At 32.8% G+C, this 20,357-nt stretch carries 12 protein-coding genes; 11 read left to right on the forward strand and 1 reads right to left on the reverse strand.

Annotated elements, in window-relative coordinates; all coding sequences use genetic code 11:
* Nucleotides 1-149: 149 nt before the first annotated feature.
* A complete protein-coding gene (gene gldJ, locus AB3G36_RS06160) occupies nt 150-1,832 on the forward strand; it encodes a gliding motility lipoprotein GldJ (RefSeq protein ID WP_367757043.1) in 1,683 nt (560 codons plus the stop codon).
* A gap of 69 nt (nt 1,833-1,901) precedes the next feature.
* Nucleotides 1,902-3,185 carry a UDP-N-acetylmuramoyl-tripeptide--D-alanyl-D-alanine ligase gene (gene murF / locus AB3G36_RS06165; protein ID WP_367757045.1) on the forward strand — a complete coding sequence of 428 codons (1,284 nt, stop codon included), beginning with the start codon at nt 1,902-1,904 and terminating at the stop codon, nt 3,183-3,185.
* Between the two features lie 61 nt (nt 3,186-3,246).
* On the opposite strand, the gene AB3G36_RS06170 is transcribed toward murF, so the two are convergent.
* Nucleotides 3,247-6,120, reverse strand: a complete 2,874-nt coding sequence (locus tag AB3G36_RS06170; RefSeq protein ID WP_367757047.1) for a triple tyrosine motif-containing protein — start codon at nt 6,118-6,120, stop codon at nt 3,247-3,249.
* Between the two features lie 319 nt (nt 6,121-6,439).
* On the opposite strand from AB3G36_RS06170, the gene AB3G36_RS06175 reads away from it, so the two are divergent.
* The 9 genes from AB3G36_RS06175 (at nt 6,440) to AB3G36_RS06215 (ending at nt 20,344) form a co-directional block, all read left to right on the forward strand.
* Nucleotides 6,440-9,547 carry a SusC/RagA family TonB-linked outer membrane protein gene (locus tag AB3G36_RS06175; protein ID WP_367757049.1) on the forward strand — a complete coding sequence of 1,036 codons (3,108 nt, stop codon included), beginning with the start codon at nt 6,440-6,442 and terminating at the stop codon, nt 9,545-9,547.
* 14 nt (nt 9,548-9,561) lie between these two features.
* A complete protein-coding gene (locus tag AB3G36_RS06180; RefSeq protein WP_367757051.1) occupies nt 9,562-11,079 on the forward strand; it encodes a RagB/SusD family nutrient uptake outer membrane protein in 1,518 nt (505 codons plus the stop codon).
* Nucleotides 11,080-11,096: 17 nt separating this feature from the next.
* Nucleotides 11,097-11,981: a hypothetical protein gene (locus AB3G36_RS06185; protein ID WP_367757053.1), complete on the forward strand. Its 885-nt coding sequence runs from the start codon at nt 11,097-11,099 to the stop codon at nt 11,979-11,981.
* Nucleotides 11,982-12,141: 160 nt separating this feature from the next.
* Nucleotides 12,142-13,605 (forward strand): glycoside hydrolase family 30 beta sandwich domain-containing protein, encoded by a 1,464-nt coding sequence (locus tag AB3G36_RS06190; protein ID WP_367757055.1) that lies wholly within the window; start codon nt 12,142-12,144, stop codon nt 13,603-13,605.
* 11 nt (nt 13,606-13,616) lie between these two features.
* Nucleotides 13,617-15,083 (forward strand): glycoside hydrolase family 30 beta sandwich domain-containing protein, encoded by a 1,467-nt coding sequence (locus AB3G36_RS06195; RefSeq protein WP_367757057.1) that lies wholly within the window; start codon nt 13,617-13,619, stop codon nt 15,081-15,083.
* Between the two features lie 36 nt (nt 15,084-15,119).
* Nucleotides 15,120-16,865, forward strand: coding sequence for a cellulase family glycosylhydrolase (locus AB3G36_RS06200; protein ID WP_367757059.1), 1,746 nt, complete (start codon nt 15,120-15,122; stop codon nt 16,863-16,865).
* A gap of 55 nt (nt 16,866-16,920) precedes the next feature.
* Nucleotides 16,921-17,985: a glycoside hydrolase family 16 protein gene (locus tag AB3G36_RS06205; protein WP_367757061.1), complete on the forward strand. Its 1,065-nt coding sequence runs from the start codon at nt 16,921-16,923 to the stop codon at nt 17,983-17,985.
* Nucleotides 17,986-18,066: 81 nt separating this feature from the next.
* Nucleotides 18,067-18,915, forward strand: a complete 849-nt coding sequence (locus AB3G36_RS06210; RefSeq protein ID WP_367757063.1) for an endonuclease/exonuclease/phosphatase family protein — start codon at nt 18,067-18,069, stop codon at nt 18,913-18,915.
* 1 nt (nt 18,916) lies between these two features.
* Nucleotides 18,917-20,344 (forward strand): glycoside hydrolase family 30 beta sandwich domain-containing protein, encoded by a 1,428-nt coding sequence (locus AB3G36_RS06215; protein WP_367757065.1) that lies wholly within the window; start codon nt 18,917-18,919, stop codon nt 20,342-20,344.
* Nucleotides 20,345-20,357: the final 13 nt, after the last annotated feature.

The following is a 20,357-nucleotide window of genomic DNA, read 5'->3' on the forward strand; positions in this document are numbered from 1 at the left end:
TAAAATAAATAATAAATAGTATAAATTTGCGTTTGATTTGTATGAAATAGTTTAATATGGTTGAACTGCGCAAAATTTTTTAAAATGGTGTTGCAGGTTAATCGTTAATTATTATATTGCATCACTTAAATTATTACCTTTAAAAGAGTATGAAAGTAAACAAAATTATGGCATTTCGATTGATGTTATCGTTGATAATGATAGTAGGTTTTGCTAGTTGTAGTAAAAAATCTAGTTCAAAAAATGCATCAAGAGCTACCGGCTGGAATGTAGATAGCAAGAAAGCTTCTAGTAGTAAAAAACAAGAAGCGGGACCTGGTTTGGTTTTTGTTGAAGGAGGAACTTTTACAATGGGTAAAGTGGAAGATGATGTTATGCATGATTGGAACAACACACCAACACAACAACATGTTCAATCCTTTTATATGGATGAAACAGAAGTTACAAACTTTATGTACTTGGAGTACTTAGATTGGTTGAAAAATGTTTTTCCTCCAACAGAAGAGAACTATAAATATATATATGAAGGAGCTTCACCAGATACTTTAGTGTGGAGAAATAGATTGGGTTATAATGAAACCATGACTAATAACTACTTGAGACATCCTGCGTATGCAAGTTATCCTGTAGTTGGGGTAAATTGGATTCAAGCTGTTGAATTTAGTAAATGGAGAACCGATCGTGTAAATGAAGCAATTTTAGAAAAGAATGGTTATTTAAAAAAGAATGCAAAATCGCAAGATGTTACAGCTGAAGCTTCTTTTAGTACAGAAACGTATTTAAAAGCTCCAACAATGACATATGGTGGTAATGAGGAGATTGTTTTAAAATCTAAAGCTGGTAGAAAAAGCCCTAAAGCAGGTAAAGACGGTAAGGTTGTTGAAGCTAAAAATGTTTATGCACAACGTTCTTCAGGAATACTTTTACCTGAATATAGACTTCCAACTGAAGCAGAGTGGGAATATGCTGCAGCTGCAGATGTAGGTCAAAGAGAATATAATATCTATAAAGGACAAAAGAAATATCCATGGTCTGGTAGTTATACTCGTTCTGGAAAAAGACAAAGTAAAGGGGATCAATTAGCCAATTTCAAGCAAGGGAATGGAGATTACGGTGGAATTGCAGGATGGTCTGATGATGGTGCTGATATCACTAATGCTGTTAAAAAATATCCAGCTAATGATTTTGGATTGTATGATATGGCAGGAAATGTAGCCGAATGGGTTGCCGATGTTTACAGACCAATTATTGATAATGAGTCAAATGATTTTAACTACTTTAGAGGAAATCGTTACACTAAAAACAAAATTGGAGAAGATGGGAAAGTAGAAATTGTTACTCTAGAGACTATGAAAAAAGATACTCTTAGTAATGGTAAAATTATTGTAAGAAGTTTTCCAGGTCAAATTGCACAAGTGCCAGTTGATGAAAACGAAACGTACTTGAGACAAAATTTTGATAAGAGTAATAATATTAATTATAGAGATGGTGATAAGCAATCTTCAAAATATTATAACTTTGGTGAATCAGAGTCAGATACTGATAAAGCAAAATTGGATAAGAATATGTATAATTCTCCTAAACATAATGTTACTACAGACAGTTTAGGTATGATGGTTAGAAAATACGATAAGTCTAGTAAAAGAACTACTTTGATAAACGATGAAGTACGAGTTTACAAAGGAGGTTCTTGGAGAGATAGAGCGTATTGGTTAGACCCAGCTCAAAGAAGGTATTTTCCACAGGATATGGCAACTGACTATATTGGATTTAGATGTGCTATGTCTAGAGTAGGACCTAAGGCAGAAAAAAGAAAATCAGCTAGAAATTAATTTTTTTATATAATTATAAAAGTAAAAAGCCCTTTGATTAGGGCTTTTGCTTTTTTTAATCCTTTTTATATGGATATCCAATACATTCATAGTTTATTTTTAAAATGTAAATCGGTTTCAATTGACACACGTAAGATTGGTGTTAATTCTTTTTTTGTAGCCATAAAAGGGGAGCGATTTGATGCGAATACTTTTGCTAGCGAAGCTTTAGAAAAAGGAGCTTCTTATGTGCTTATTGATGATAAGTCTTATTATATTGATGAGCGAACAGTACTTGTTGATGATAGTTTAGTGGCTTTACAAGAATTAGCTAAATTTCATAGGGGCTATTTAAAGTTACCTATTATAGCTCTTACTGGTAGCAACGGAAAGACTACTACAAAAGAGTTAATTCAAGTAGTGCTTTCAAAAAGATACAATACAAAAGCCACTGTAGGGAATTTCAACAATCATATTGGAGTGCCTTTAACTTTATTGTCATTTACTTCAGAAACTGAAATTGGAATCGTTGAAATGGGAGCTAATCATAAAAAAGAAATTGAATTTTTATGTGAATTAGCTAAACCTGATTACGGATATATTACTAATTTTGGGAAAGCACATCTGGAAGGATTTGGAGGTGTTGCGGGCGTAATTGAAGGGAAAAGTGAAATGTATCAATACTTAGCAAAAAACGATAAATTAGCTTTTATAAATCTGGAAGATCCAATTCAAGTTGAAAAATCAAAGTTGCTAAAATCCTTTTCTTTTGGTCTAAATAAAGAAAATGCTGATGTATGTATTGCAGAAGTTAAAGCAAATCCTTTTGTGGAAATTGAATTTTCGAACATTATAATTCAGTCTCATTTGATAGGGCTTTACAATGCTAATAATTTGAATGCAGCACTTGCCATAGGTAAGTACTTTGAAGTTGATAATATAGCTATAAAACAAGCGCTAGAGAGTTATATTCCTGAAAATAATAGATCTCAACTCTTGTTAAAAGAGACCAACGAAATTATTTTGGATGCATATAATGCAAATCCAAGTAGTATGGCGGTGGCTATTTCTAATTTTTTACAATTAGAAAAGCCAAATAAAATAATGATTTTAGGAGATATGTTTGAACTTGGCAATGAGAGTGCAAAAGAGCATAAGGAATTAATTGATTCTTTATTAAAAGAAAATTTGGTTCGATGTTTCTTTATTGGGTCTGCATTTTATGACACTAGAATTGATAAGAGTAATTTTTATTTTTATGACTCATTTGATGCTTTTTCAAATTATTTAAAAACGATGCAAATTAGAAATAGCATGGTTCTAATCAAAGGTTCAAGAGGAATGGCATTAGAAAGGACATTGGATTTTATATAGTAAAAAATTATTACACATTTTTAAATGAGGATATTATGTACGTCATAATATCCTTTTTATTTTATATACTCATTAAAAAGCCAATAAGGTTTTCTTTTTTATTGAGTTCTAATTTTTTTCTTAATCTATAACGTGCTAGCTCCACACCTCCACTTGAAATGTTCATGATTTCGGCAATTTCTTTAGTTGACATATTCATCAGTAAATAAGTTGATAAATCTAATTCTCGTGGTGAAATTGTTGGGTATTTTTCTTTTAACCTTTTTAGAAAATCAAAATGTACATTTTTAATGTGTTTCTCTAAATCTTTCCAGCTTTTATCTGCATTTACTTCTTTTGTAATACTTCTGTTCAATTTTGTAAATTGAGATTTTGTCGATTCATCTAATGTATCAATATTTATGTCTTTTAGTTTATGAATTATCCCGTTTAAAATTTTGTTTTTCTTCACAACTTGTAAAGAGTTATTTACTAGCTCTTTATCTTTTGCTAAGATCTTAATTTGAAGTTTATCATTTTTTAATTTTTCAATCTCTTTTTCTAGGTCAAATTGTTCTTGACGTATTTTCGTTTCTTTTTCAAGGTATAATCGCCTTTGTTCGATGGTTTCGTAATATTTGTTTTTACGAATTTTCATTTGAACTCTTTTACGAATATAATAGATTGCTATAATAATAAGTAAAAGGTATCCTAAATAGGCCAGATAATGTCTATACCATGGTGGCGAAATAGAAAAATTAATAATGGCTACTTCAGATTGTATTCCAAAACTATTTCTCGACTTTAATTTCATGGTGTAATCACCTTCTCTTAAATTGGTATATTCTTTTATTGAAATAGTCGACCAATTGCTCCATTTGCTGTCAAATCCGGCTAATTGATAGGAATATTCTACGCTTTCAATGTTGTCGTATGTAGGGGATGAAAAAGTAAATCGGACATGGTTAGAAGAGTATGGAATTTCGTAATTCTCTATTGTTTTATTACCATTACCTAATACCAAAGTATCTCCCGAAAAAGAAAAACTACGTATAAATACGTTTGGTTTGATTTTTAAATTATTAGTAATATTGGGATCGTAGTGCGCTAAACCAGAGGTTAGTCCAATAAAAACATTTGAAGGATCTATTGTTGTAACCGATAGGTAATTATTTAGAAGGTTTCCTGTCATATTCGAAAACTCTGCTACTTTATTTTGATAATGCCCTTTTTTATTCAGCTTCAACATACCCAGTGACTCATTAAATACGTACCAAATGTTGCCATATTTATCTTCGGTTATTGAATTGATGTTTGGAATATTTTTGAAAATGGAACTTACAGATTTGTTTTCAGTAAAGGATTTTTGTTGATTTGAGTATTGGTAAAAATGATTATTCGTCTGAAAGAATATGTTGTTTTTTAAATGATGAATACTTCCTATTCCTTTTATTTTTTTAGATAGGTTTTCGAATGTTTTTATGTTTTCAAAATTCTTTAAATCTTGAGATAAAGTCATTTTATATAATACAGCATCCTTTTTCAGCCATAAATTCGTGGCATCTATTTCAAAAGTGTTCGCTGATTTTTCAAAACCTTCGATTTTGTTTCTAAATTGCCATCCACTTGCTGTGTTTTCAAATATGGCAAAACCATTGTATTTTGCTCCTATTATAAAGTTTGTTTTATTTGGAATTACTTTAAAACCAAAATAACCTTTATTGTCTAATGTTTTAATTGCTTTATTTCCGGAAATTAATAATGCACCTCTGTTATGGGCGCATAGTAACTGATTATTAATTATTTGTAAGTTCCAAGCTTGACCAGTTGTGCCTTCTACTAGTTTAAATGAATCTTCTCTAATTGTATTTTCCCAAGATTGATAAAATACACCTTGGTTTGTAGCTACATATAATTTATTTTGGAATAATGCTGAAGCATAAACAGTACTTAAGCCATAACTGAACCCAAGATAAGTAATTGGAGAGCTTTCATTTATAAAAGTAATTCCATTGTCTAGGCCAAGCCATAAGTTGTTTTTACTGTCAATAAATGAAGTTAGAACAGTGTTGTTTTGTAGGCCTTTAGTATGATTAATATGTTGTATGATCTTCCCGTTTAGGTCACATATTATAATTCCATCTAGTACGGAATTTAGTTGTATATAATTATCTTTTATTTTTACTCCACCAAGAGAGCTATTTTTTTTAATAAAGGAATTTGCTTGCGTATTCCAAGGAGCCATTTTTCCATTTTGATATATAAAAAGCCCTTTAGTTAAAGTTGTGATTAGTAATTGGTTGTTTGGCAAAGAGAACATTCCCCAAATTTCAGTATTATTGATATCGGTAGTGCCTTTTAAGGGGGTTAAAATACCATTTTTGTATTCTACTATTCCAAGAGAAGATTCTTGAAGGTATAAGTGGTCGTTTACCAGGAATGAAAATTGGAATCTATTAGGAGCTTCAATTATTTTAAGTTGATTGTTCTTATAACTATAGATTCTTCCAAATGATTGAAAGATAATTGCTTTATTAACGATGTGTATTTTCCAAATGAAATCAATTAACTTGACTTGCTTTTTATTTATCAATTTTGATATAGAAACGTATTCCATTTTTCCTTTTGAATTAGGTTTGAAATAACCAAACTCATTATATCCCCCTACATATATTTTACCAGAGTTATCTATTTTTAAAGATCTGATAGCAGTGGAATTTGGTAAAATGTATTTTCTCCACGATGTTCCATCAAATTGGTAAAGCCCATTGTTATTGGCAAAATATAAATTGCCGTTTTTATCTTGATCAATATTCCAGTTTTGCGTTCCTCCTTTGTAATCGGTTCTTTTATAATTGCGTATATCTGGCAGCCCAATATTTTTTACCTGTGCAAAAATTATCGTTGTGAAAAATAAAAACAAAGCAAAAAAAACGTAGAATTTTGAAGATTTCATAATTATTGTATTGGCTCGTTATAAGTTGTAATGACAGCTGTAAAGTCTTAGTTTTTGTAATGTGAAACGAGATTATTAGCTAAAATACCTCAATTTTAATAATTGTAGGGTTTATTTAATGATTTAACTTTTTGATAACAGCTATTGTTATTTTGTAAAATCTTGTTAATTAAAGTTTTAATTTTTATTTGATGTGTTTTTGTTTGGTTCGTTATTTGGCTTTGATGTGTTTTTGTAGTGATTAATAAATATTAATAACAAAAAAATAACCCTACTATTGTTTCAAATTACTAAATAATTAACCAAAATTTATAGAAAAATGAAATTAACAAAATTACTTATTTTTTGTTTTTCATCTCTATTATTCTCGATTTACGCACAAGCGCAAGACATTGTGGTAAACGGAATAGTAAATGATGAAAGTGGTATGCCAATTCCTGGGGCATCGATTTTATTAAAGGGATCTTCAAAATCAGCCTCTTCAGATTTTGATGGAAAGTTTCAAATGCAAGTGCCTTCAGATGGTATTTTAGCCATTAGTTATATTGGCTATGGAACTGTTCAAGAATCAATAAAAGGGCGTTCTCAAGTGGTTATAAAATTAACATCACAATCTCAAGATTTGAATGAAGTTGTTGTTGTAGGTTATGGTACTCAAAAGAAGAGTGTTGTAACAGGAGCTATTTCAAGCATTAAAGCTTCTGACTTAGAAGATTTGCCAATTACTAGAGTTGAGCAATCATTACAGGGTAGAGTTTCTGGTTTGACTATAGCTGCAAACTCAGGACAACCTGGTTCTTCTGCAACTATTCGAGTTCGTGGTATTACTACATTCGGAAACAATGAGCCACTTTGGGTTGTTGATGGAGTAGTGGTTGATGCTGGCGGTATAGGTTATTTGAATCAATCTGACATTGCCTCAATAGAGGTGTTGAAAGATGCTGCTTCACAAGCTATTTATGGTGCAAGAGCAGCGACGGGTGTTATTCTTGTGACAACAAAAAAAGGGAAATCTGGAAAAATCAGTGTCAATTATAATGGTTACACTGGAATATCGGCTCCTGCTAGAAAATTAGACTTATTAAATGCTACTCAATATGCCACTTTGATGAATGAGGCTTCAGTAGCAGGTGGTGGAGATATTAAATTTTCAAACCCAGCATCATTTGGAGTAGGTTCCGATTGGCAATCAGCGATTTTTAATAATAATGCAAAACGTGTTGGTCATGAATTAAGTTTAAGTGGTGGAAATGAAGTGTCAACATTCTATTTGTCTTTTGGTCTTTTGGATCAAGAAGGAATTGTCGCTACTGATATCTCCAACTATATCAGAAAAAATATTAGGTTAAACTCCACACATAAAATCACTAAGAAAATTACTTTTGGTCAAACATTGGGATATTCTAGAGAGAAAAATGTAGGGTTAGGAAATACTAATAGTGAATTTGGAGGACCTTTAAGTTCTGCAATCAATTTAGATCCATTGACACCAATTGTAGAAAGAGATCCAGTTCTTGCAAATCAATCTCCTTACACAAATACAGGTGCAATTAGAGATGCTAATGGTAATCCTTATGGTATTTCCTCTTTTGTGGGTCAAGAAATGTCTAATCCATTGGCGTATATTCAAACAAGATTAGGGAATTATGGTTGGTCTGACAATTTTGTTGGTAATGCTTATTTAGAAGTTGAGCCAATAAGTGGCTTAAAATTTAGAACTACTCTTGGGGGAAAATTAGCTTATTGGGGTAGTGAAAGCTTTACTCCAATATCTTATTTGAATGCTTCAAATATTGTAGCCAAAAATAATATATCAAGAAGTACAAATACTGGCTTTGGTTGGAATATAGAAAATATAGCTTCTTATTCTAAACTTATCAATAGTCATAATTTCAGTATTTTAGTTGGTCAGGGTGCTTATGTTGATAATATTACTAGTGGGAGCGGTGTAACGTATTATAATATTCCTGTTACTAGCTATAAAGATGCTTCATTTAATTATAGTGTTCCAAAAGACCAGATTGACTCTTACGCGTATACTGGATCAGAACATGTTGTAACATCGTTGTTCTCTAGATTAAATTATGATTATAAAGAAAAATATTTGGTAACTGGTATTATTCGTAGAGATGGTTCTTCGCGATTTGGATCAAATAATAGATACGGAACTTTTCCTTCATTCTCATTAGGTTGGGTAGCTTCAAAAGAAGATTTTTGGAAGGATAACAATGTAATTAATCAACTGAAATTTAGAGGTGGTTATGGTGTTACAGGTAATGATGCTATTGGTGATTTTAGATATTTAGCTACAATTGGAGGTGGAAGAAATTACACTATTGGGAATTCGGGTTCTGTAACTATAGGTAATAGTCCGAATGCTCCTTCTAACCCTGATTTGAAATGGGAAGAGACAAGTCAAACTAACATAGGATTTGATGCTACATTATTTCAAAATTTTAATCTTTCGTTAGATTTATATGATAAAAAGACAACAGGCATTTTGCAAGATGTTTTGATACCTGGTTATGTGGGTTCTACAGGAAATCCTGTTGGGAATGTAGCTGATATGCAAAATAAAGGTATTGATTTAGAGTTGGGGTACCGTAAAAAAATTGGTCAAGTAAATATGTCCGTTAATGCGAATGTTTCCTATTTAGATAATAAAGTTACTTATTTAGGGAACGGTATTGATTTCTTATCTGGTGGGCAAACTATTCAGTCAAGTACTTACCCTATTACAAGAGTTCAAGTGGGGCAACCATATAATGCTTTCTATGGTTTTAAAACGGCAGGGATATTCCAAAATCAAACAGAGATTAATGAATATACTAATGCAGATGGTGGATTAATTCAACCTAATGCTGTACCTGGAGATTTCCGTTGGAAAGATGTAAATGGTGATGGAAAGATCACATCAGATGACAGAGAGTTCCTAGGTAGTCCAATTCCTAAATATACTTTTGGTTTTACTATTAATTTAGATTATAAAAATTTCGATTTATTAGTTTTTGCCCAAGGAGCAAGTGGGAACAAAATTTTTCAAGGTTTACGTAGGTTAGATATTGGGAATGCCAATTTTCAAACATCAGCTTTAGGACGTTGGACAGGAGAAGGAACTTCAAATACTTTTCCAAGATTGACTACAAATGACACGAATAAAAACTTTAATAATCCTTCTGATTTTTATCTTGAAGATGGTGATTATTTAAGATTTAAAACAATTCAGTTAGGGTATTCTTTGCCAAGCGACGCTATTAGTAAAGCAGGTTTAAGCAAAACTAGAATTTATTTAACTGCCGAAAATTTATTCACTTTCACAAAATATTCAGGATATGACCCTGAAATTGGTGGAGGAGTAATGGGAATTGATAGAGGATTTTATCCGCAAGCAAGAACATTCATGTTAGGTGTTAATTTACAATTTTAATAAAAGATATTATTATGAAACTTAAAAATATAAAATTTTCACTTATTGCTTCTGTTGTGCTTTTTACAGCAACATCATGCAGTGAGGAATTTTTAAATGTAGAACCAAAAGGGACAGCATTAGAAGACAACTATTATACTAACGAAACAGAAGCTTATTCAGGACTGGTTTCCGTATATGACGTTTTAGGTAAACAGTCAAAAGGATTTGAGAATATGATTTGTATGTTAAATGCAGGATCAGATGACTTTTATGCTGGTGGTGGTGGTGCAACTGATGGTACCGGAATTCAATCTTTTTCAGATTATTCGATAAGCCCAGTTACAATTCCTGCTAGTTTTTGGAATGATTTTTATCAAGGTATTTTTAGAGCAAATATTCTACTTGAAAAATTGCCTAATGTGCCGATGAATGATGCAACTAAAGCAAGATTTACTGCTGAAACAAAGGCTTTGCGCGGTTATTATTATTTTGAATTAGTGCGAACTTTTAAGAATGTCCCATTAATTACTGAACCAATAGCTACTAGTGAAATATATAATGTTTTACAAGCTAGTTCAGATGATGTTTATGCTCAAATTGAAAAAGATTTGACAGAAGCATTACCTAATTTGCCTAATATAATAAGTGATGTAGCAAATGAAGGAGGACGTTTTTCTAAAGGTTCAGTTCAAGCTTTATTAGGAAAAGTATATTTATATGAAGGGAAAAATACTCAAGCAGCTGCTGCATTTGCTTCAGTTAATGGAACACCAGGGGGCACGAGTATGTATGGTTATAAATTGCTAAATAAATTTGCGGATTTGTGGACTATAAATAACAAGTTTAATTCAGAGGCAATTATTGAAATTACCCATACAGATAAAAGTAATGCAGATTGGGGTAATTGGGGATCAGGATCAGATGAAGGAAACAGTGTTAATGTAATGGTTGGGCCAAGGAGTTTTTCTAGACCTTCTAATTCTACGGCTCCGGATTATGCTTCGGGCTGGAGTTTCAATACAGTGACTCAAAATTTGTATGATGCCTTAAAATCAGACCCTCGTTTTGATGCAACCATTGTTGATATGAAAGCATTAAAAGCGGCAGGACAGGCGGATTATTCTCCTGGATATAAAGACACAGGTTACTTTTTGAAAAAATTTATGCCATTAACATCAGATGTTTCTACAGGTGGAGGCGCTTCAGTTTTAAATTATAAGCAAAATGTATATGCAATCCGTTTGGCTGATACGTATTTGATGGAAGCGGAAGCACTTGGTGCAACTGGAGCAAGAGCACAAGCTTTATTAGATGCGGTTAGAGCAAGAGTAGGTTTAGCTTCTGTACCAGTTTCTATGGATGCTGTTTTAGTTGAGAGAAGATTAGAATTAGCGGGAGAAGGTCATCGTTGGTTTGACTTAGTAAGAACAGGAAGAGCTGCTTCGACATTAGCAAGTAGAGGGTTTACAACTGGTAAAAATGAAATTTGGCCAATTCCTTTGAAAGAATTGGAAAATACTAAAATTGTTCAAAATCCTAATTACAACTAATATTAAAAATGAATAAGATGAAATTAAAAATAGTTTTAAATAGAGGAGTTTACTTAATGTTTGCTTTAGCTACATTATGTTCACTAAATAGTTGTCAACCTGATGCTGTTGGTGTTGGCAATGGTCTTACAGATACAAATGTAGATGCTTCATTTACTGTCAAACCAGTTGAGGGAGCTGTAAACAAATTTACATTAAGTGCTCAAAAAACAAATGTAATTGCTTCAAAATGGGATATTGGTGAAGGTACTTATTCAGGTAAAATGATTGAGACCGTTTTCTTTCCTGATGCGGGAACTTATACTGTAACCCATACTGCAATTGGGAAAGGTGGTTTTATGAATTCATCAAGTCAAGATATTGTAGTAGCAAGCTCGGATCCAGTTGCGGGGAATATCATTCAAGGAGGAAAATTTGAAAATGTGGCGGATCAGAGTAAGTGGACTGTTCTAAATCTTAGTCCTTCTGGTGCTGCAAAATGGACTTTTAATCCTGGAAGTGCTACAATTAATTCTTCTGGATCTTGGAATCAAGAGGCTATATATCAGTCGATAGAGGTTGTTAAGGATAAAGAATACACGGTAGATATGCTTGTTTCATCTTTAAATGGTTCCAATGAAACTTGGTTTGAAGTATATGTTGGTAAAACAGTACCTACGTCAGGTGTTGAATATAAAGATAACAAAGTAATGGGGTTAAGTACTTGGGATGGCTGTGCAACAGCCGCTTTTTCGGGTAGATTATCAGTTGTTGGATGTGTGAAAAACGATGTGACAAAAACCGTTAGTAATGTTGTGAAATTTGCAGAATCCGGTACAGTTTATTTTGTTATAAGATGTGGTGGTAACACCTTTACACAAAGCGGTATAATTGTTAAAAATGTAGAAGTAAGAGGTAAATAAGTTAGTTAAGTTAGGTTTAAATGTAGTTGGTAAAATGGCCCATTCTCTTTGGATTATGGGCTATTTTTTAAATTCAAATATAACAATTATATTTATTTTTTGTTTAAAGTCTTTATTTATAGACTTTTACAATATAATATTCAAATTAAAAATTCGATAAATGAAAAAAAATAGTTTAAAAATTCTTGTCTTGTTCTTGTCATTTACTGCTTTTGCACAACAGCATTCGCTTAAAAAAGAACAGCAAGGATTTATCACTAATGGAAAAAAAATAACGGTATATACTACTGCAGATAGTACGGATTTAAGGTTAACTCCCACAGATAATTTAGTTTTTAAGCCTGCGGGACAACCTTTTGAAACAGAAATTTCAGTTTTTGTGGAACCATCTAAAACTTTTCAAAAATTCATGGGAATTGGAGGCGCAATAACTGATGCTAGTGCTGAAGTTTATGCTAAATTATCCAAAGATAAACAGCAGGAACTCATGAATGCATATTATGATAAAGACAAAGGAATTGGTTATTCTTTGTTACGAACAACAATTCATAGTTCTGATTTCAGCAATGGAAGTTATACTTATATCAAGGAAGGTGATACGTCTTTGAAGACTTTTTCTATTGAGCATGACAGGCAATTTCGTATTCCAATGCTTAAAGAAGCAATCAAAACTGCTGGCGGTAAATTATTGACCTATGTTTCTCCTTGGAGTCCACCAGCTTTTATGAAAAGCACAAATAATATGCTAAAAGGGGGCATTTTGTTGCCAGAGTTTTATCAAGCATGGGCTAGTTATTATGCTAAATTTATTAAGGCATATGAAAAAGAAGGCATGCCTATTTGGGGGCTTACCATACAAAACGAGCCAATGGCGGTCCAAACTTGGGAGTCTTGTGTATATACAGCTGAAGCTGAGCGCAATTTCTTGAAAAACTTTCTGGGACCAACAATGGTAAAAGAAGGCCTTGGAGATAAAAAAATTGTGGTTTGGGACCACAATCGTGATTTAATGAATCAAAGAGCAAATACTATTTTTTCTGATCCTGAAGCTGCAAAATATGCTTGGGGTATGGGTTTTCATTGGTATGAAACTTGGGCAGGTGGAGCGCAAATGTTTGATAATGTACGCAAAGTACATGAAGCGTATCCAGATAAAAAATTACTTTTTACAGAAGGATGCATTGAGAAATTTGATGCTAAAAAATATCAATTTTGGCCTAATGCAGAGCGTTATGGCATTTCTATGATTAATGATTTTAATAATGGAACTGTAGGATGGACGGACTGGAATATCTTATTGGATCAAAATGGTGGTCCTAATCATGTTGGAAATTTCTGTTTTGCACCGATTCATGCGGATACTAATACAGGAGAATTAATCTATACTCCTTCCTATTATTACATCGGACATTTTTCAAAATTTATTCGTCCTAATGCCAAAAGAGTAAGTACAGCAGTTAGCAGAAGCAGTTTGTTAAGTACTTCTTTTTTGAATACAGATGGTAAAATGGTCACTATTGTAATGAATCAAAGTGACAAAAAAGTCACCTATAATTTATTTATAGCTTCAGAGAAAACAGTAGTGCAAATCCCAGCTCATGCTATTCAAACATTAGTCTACTAAAAAACAACAACATGAATCAGTATTTAAAAAGAGTACTTAAGATTGCCTTTTTTATAACGGCAATAGTTCTGCAAGTAAAATGTTCTTCATCAAGTGATAGTGGTTCAGAGCCAGCACCGCCAACACCAGTACCTCCTGTGAAAGTGGCTAATGAAGTTGATTTTTGGTTGACTAAAGGAGATCAAAGCGTAAAACTTCAAAAACAAACAGGTGTCTTGGGGTTTGGAACTTCGGCTAACGGTTACGCTAGTATAGAAGTAAATGAAGCCCAAAAATACCAAACAGTTGATGGCTTTGGTTATACTTTAACTGGGGGTAGTGCGGATGTCATTAATCAACTGACTTCTTCAAAGAAAAATAACCTTTTACAGGAATTATTCGGATCTGGTGAAAGTGCAATTGGGGTCAGTTATATCAGGATAAGTATTGGCGCATCGGATATGAATGCTACTCCATTTACCTATAATGATTTACCAACTGGGGATTCTGATTTGGCTTTAGCAAAATTCAGCTTGGATCCTGACAGAAATGGAGTTATTGCTTTATTGAAAGAAATACTATTGATTAACCCAAAGATTAAGATTGTAGCAACACCGTGGTCAGCGCCTCTTTGGATGAAAGATAAAGACAGTTTTGTGGGAGGACACTTGCAAACAAAATATTATGAAGTTTATGCACAATATTTTGTGAAATACATTCAACAAATGAAAGGGGAAGGAATTACAATCGATGCGATTACTCCTCAAAATGAACCTTTGCATGGAGGGAACAATCCAAGTATGGAGATGACAGCAATAGAACAAACCAATTTCATTAAAACAAATTTGGGACCCGCTTTTAAAACAGCAAACATCACTACAAAAATTATTGCTTATGATCATAATTGTGATAATATACAATATGCTAACACCGTATTAAGCGATGTTGATGCAGCTGCTTTTGTAAATGGAACTGCTTTTCATCTATATGCTGGAGATATTAGTGCACTTTCTATGGTTTACGATACTTTTCCAACTAAAAGCATTTATTTTACGGAACAATTTACGGCTTCTACTGGGGATTTTAAAGGAGATTTAAAATGGCATTTAAAAAATATAATCATTGGTTCTATGCGAAATTGGAGTAGAAATGCATTAGAGTGGAACCTAGCAAATTCAGGTTCTTTTGGCCCACACACCTCCGGTGGTTGTTCGACTTGTAAAGGTGCCATAACCGTTAATTCTAGTGAAAGTTTGGAACGTAATGTTGCTTATTATATTATTGCTCACGCTTCTAAATTTGTTCCGGCTGGTTCTATAAGAGTCGGAAGTAATGTTAGTGGTGATTTAAATAATGTGGCTTTTATAACTCCCGAAGGGAAAAAGGTTCTAATTGTTGAGAATGACGGTACTGTTAACACCTTATTTAATATTAAGTTCAATGGAAAATGGATAACAACTTCCCTAGATGCAGGTTCAGTGGGAACCTATACATGGTAATGAAATTTTAAAACACATTAAACTCAAAATTAGTATATGAAAAAAGGAGCTTTAATAATTACAGTATTGTTCTCAATTGCGTCTTTTAGTCAAGGGTTTTTACATACTAACGGGCAAAATATTGTTGATGGGAATGAGCAGAATCTAATTCTAAGAGGTGTAGGTTTAGGTGGTTGGATGGTTCAAGAAGGCTATATGCTCAAGACCGATCAATTTGCAGGACCACAGTATGTTATAAAACAAAAAATCACTGATTTAATTGGTGAAAAGAGTACCGAAGATTTCTATAAAGCATATAAAGAAAACGGAATTACAAAGAGAGATATTGATTCTCTTGCGGCTTGGGGATTTAATTCAGTTCGATTGCCCATGCATTATAACTTGTATACTTTACCTGTTGAAGAGGAAAAAAGTGCAGGAGAGAATACATGGCTTGTAGAAGGTTTTACAATGACTGATCATCTACTAGAATGGTGTGCGGCAAATAAAATGTATTTAATTTTAGATCTTCACGCCGCTCCTGGAGGGCAAGGGAGAGACGCTAATATATCCGATTATGATACGTCTAAGCCGTCTTTGTGGGAAAGCGAAGCCAATCGAAATAAAATGATTTCCTTTTGGAAGAAAGTGGCGGTACGTTATAAAGATAATCCGTGGATTGGTGGGTATGATATTATAAATGAACCCAACTGGAATTTTACGGGAACCAATAATAATGGATGTGATGAAACTTCAAATGGGCCTTTAAGAGCACTTCAAGTTAATATTACGAAGGCAATACGAGAAGTAGATACGAATCACTTAATTATTATTGAAGGCAATTGCTGGGGAAACAATTATAATGGAATTTTTCCGCTTTGGGATGATAACATGGCTTTGAGTTTTCATAAATATTGGAACCACAATACACAAGGTGCGATTCAGAAAATGTTGGATTATAGAACGCAATACAATGTTCCAATATGGTTGGGAGAAAGTGGTGAAAATTCTAATGTTTGGTTCAAAGATGCTATTTCTTTAGTAGAATCCAATAATATAGGTTGGGCTTTTTGGCCAATGAAAAAAATAGAAAATATCGCAGGAATTACCTCGGTTAAAAAGAATCCTGATTATGAGGTTTTACTTCAATATTGGAAAAATGGCGGAATGAAACCTAGTCCAGATTTTGCTAAAATAGCACTGATGCAGTTAGCGGAAAATTTTAAAATGGAAAATGTGACCGTCAAGCCAGATGTCGTTGATGCGATGTTTAGACAAGTACAAACGAATGAAACAAAGGCCTATAAAAAACATAATTTACTAGGAAAAATCTTTGCGACCGAATACGATTTGGGTACCAATGGATTTGCTTATTTTGATAAGGATGTAGTAAATTATAAAGTGGATACGGGAACTTTTGAAGAGTGGAATAAAGGAAATTCAATGCGTAATGACGGAGTTGATATTTTACCATGTACGGATGCAATTTCAAATGGATTCCAAGTTTCATTTATAGAAAATGGGGAGTGGTTGCAATTTACATTAGATTCAAAATCAAAAGAAACGTATGATATTGCAATTCGATACGCAAGTTCAAAAGCAGATGGGAAGCTACATTTTGAAATGGAAAATGGAATGAAATCATCGGGTATGAAACTTCCAAGTACGGGTGGTGATGCGGTATGGAAAACGGTTGTTTTGCATGGATTAGATTTAAATAAAGGAATAAATAAAATCAAAGTAGCTTTTGACAAAGGAGGTTTTAATCTTAATTATTTTGAATTTATAAAAAGTAAAAAATAACTATTTACACTAAGGTCAATCAATAGAAATCAACATCTTTAAAATAATATTTATAATGAAAAACATTGCTTATAAAATAACATTGTTATCTTTTGTTTTACTATTCGCATTTCTGTCTTGTAGCGACAATGGAGGAGCTTCAAATGAAGTGCCTGTAGTTGTGCCGTCAAATTTATCGGTTAAAGCTACAGTTGTTGGTACATCTACTGCAAATCCTAATGGAGATGGAAGCGGACTAGTGAATTTTAAAATCACGGCGAATAACGCGGTTTCGTATAAAATATTGGTCGATGGAAAAACGATTGAACAAACCTCTGGAGATTATTCGTATACTTTCAAAACGGCAGGAACTAATACTTTTACGGTTTATGTCTCAGCATATAATGGAGTAAATTTTATTAGTTCTTCGGTTGTGGTGGTGGTTAATGTAGCTTTAAATTTAATTTGGTCAGATGAGTTTAATGTAGATGGAACTCCTGATGTCTCTAAATGGAATTTGCAAACTTGGGATCCAGGTTATGTTAATGACGAACTTCAATCTTACACCACCCGTGCAAAGAATATAAAAGTGGAAGACGGCCTTTTGAAAATCACAGCACTTAGAGAAGATTATGGTAAAGGGAAGTTTACTTCTGGAAGAATAGAAAGCAATGGAAAATTTGAATTTACTTATGGCACAATTGTGATAAGAGCAAAAGTACCTACTGGAGTTGGTACATGGCCAGCTGTCTGGATGCTAGGTAGTAATATTGGTAGTGTAGGATGGCCAGCTTGTGGAGAGTTAGATATTTTAGAATCTGTGGGAAAAAATTTAAATCAAAATCACTCTTCGTTGCATTCACCAGGAAGATCAGGAAATACGCCTGATACAGGAATTATAAAAGTTCCTAATAGTAATACAGAATTTCATATTTATAAAGCAAGTTGGACTGCTACCGATATTAAGTTTTATGTTGATGATGTCTTGTATTATACTTTTCAAAATTCGGATAAATTTCCATTCAATAAAAACTTTTATCTAATAGTAAATTTAGCTATGGGAGGCGTTTGGGGAGGTGATGTTGATCCAAATTTCACATCTTCTACTTTTGAAATTGATTATGTTAGGGTTTATAATTAGGGTTTTATTGTTTATTATTGTCCATATTTTGGCTGCTGTTTTGTAATTCGAACAATCTTATCTATAATATAATTTGATAAAATGAAAAATTTAAAAAATATCTTTTTTCTTCTGATTTTTGGTCTAATGTGCACGGTTTTACCTGCTCAATCATTAAAGATCATGACGTACAATATCCGATTGGATGTAAGTAGTGATGGAGAAAATGATTGGACTCATCGTAAAGACTTTTTTACATCACAAATTCAATTCTATGAACCTGATGTTTTTGGAGTTCAAGAAGCTACCCCTAATCAAGTTGTTGATATCTCAAATGTACTTTTGAAATATAATAATGTAGGCATGGGAAGAGAAGGGGTTGGAAAAGGAGAGTCTTCCAATATTTATTTTAAAAAAGATAAATTCACAATACTGGATTCTAGTACTTTTTGGCTTTCAGATACACCCAATGAAATTTCAATGGGTTGGGATGCGGCTTGTAATAGAGTTTGTACATATGCTCTTTTTAAGGATAACAAAACAAAACAGTTTTTCTGGGTTTTCAATACTCACTTGGACCATATTGGTGAAGTGGCTCGAACCAAGGGAATTGAGCTAATTCTTTCTAAAATTGCGGCGCTAAATAGTAAGAAATATCCTGTAATTTTCATGGGGGATTTTAATACAGAACCTAATGAGGATCGAATAATCAAGTTGCAAAAAGTAATGGATGATACTAAGGACCTTTCACAGAATAAACCTTTTGGACCTGAAGGAACTTTCAATGGTTTTAAACATAATGAGCCTGTAACTAAAAGAATTGATTACATTTTTATATCAAAAAATAATAATTTAAATGTAATGAAATATGCTGTTTTGAGTGACTCCAAGGATTTGAAATACCCATCAGATCATTTGCCGGTTTTAGTAGAACTTAACTTTAAAAAATAATATGAAAAGAAGATTAAAAACGATACAGCTTTTGTTAATGTTGCCTATAATTGTCCTTCAATACAATTGTAGCCCTTCAAGGAAGACAATGGAAACTACTAATGAAGTTTCTTTTTGGATAACTAAAAGTGATCAATCGGTGCTATTGCAAAAACAAGAAAAAAACTTGGTATTCAATATTATTGCTAATTCGAATCCAACAATTGATGTTGATGACTCTCAAAAATTCCAAACGATTGATGGTTTTGGCTTTAGTTTAACAGGAGGAAGTGTGATGGCTATCAATAAATTAGAAAAATCAAAAAAAGCGGCCCTTTTACAAGAATTATTTGGTACTAAAGAGGATGCAATTGGGATTAGCTATTTGCGAATTAGCATTGGAGCGTCCGATTTAAATGAGGCTGTTTTTTCGTATGATGATATGCCTAAGGGGGAAACCGATTTGAAGTTGGAGCATTTTAATTTTGGTTCAGACGCAAATGATTTGATTCCACTTCTAAAAGAAATTATAGCAATAAATCCATCGATTAAAATTATGGGATCGCCATGGTCTCCACCTGTTTGGATGAAGGACAATGGAAATACAAAAGGAGGCAGTTTACTTCCTCAATATTATGAAGTATATGCGGAGTATTTTGTAAAATACATTCAACGTATGAGTGAAAAAGGAATTACTATTGATGCTATCACACCTCAAAACGAACCCTTGCACCCAGGGAATAATCCAAGTTTGTTAATGACTGCTTTAATGCAAGCTGATTTTATAAAAAATAACTTAGGTCCTGCTTTCAAAAAAGCCAATTTAAAAACAAAAATCGTAATTTACGACCATAATTGTAATAAGCCAGAATATCCTTTGACCATTTTGAATGATCCTCAAGCATTGCCATTTGTTACAGGTTCAGCTTTTCATTTGTATGAAGGAGACATCAGTGCGCTGTCAACAGTGCACAACGCTTTTCCTAATAAAGAAGTATATTTCACAGAACAATACACAGGTTCGGGGAGCAGTTTTGAATCGGATTTAAGATGGAGTGAAAAAAACGTGGTGATTGGTTCCATGCGAAATTGGAGTAAAAATGCACTATCTTGGGGTTTAGCCAATGATGAATTCTACAGACCTTTTACACCAGGTGGTTGTAGCACTTGTAAAGGAGCGTTAATGATTGATAAAAATGGGGCTATTAAAAGAGAAGTAGGATATTACATTATTGGTCATGCCTCTAAGTTTATTCCTGATGGATCTACTCGAATTGCTAGTAATTTAATTGATCATCTGACTAATGTGGCTTTTAGAACTTCTGGAGGAAAAACTGTTTTATTAGTTTTGAATGATGGAGAAAATAATGAAACTTTTAATATTAAATACAATAATAAATGGGTTACTACGACTTTAAATTCTGGAGCGGTAGCAACTTATATTTGGTAATAAATAAAAAAAT

Origin of the sequence: Flavobacterium sp. WC2430 (assembly GCF_040822075.1) — a bacterium.
GTDB lineage: Bacteria > Bacteroidota > Bacteroidia > Flavobacteriales > Flavobacteriaceae > Flavobacterium.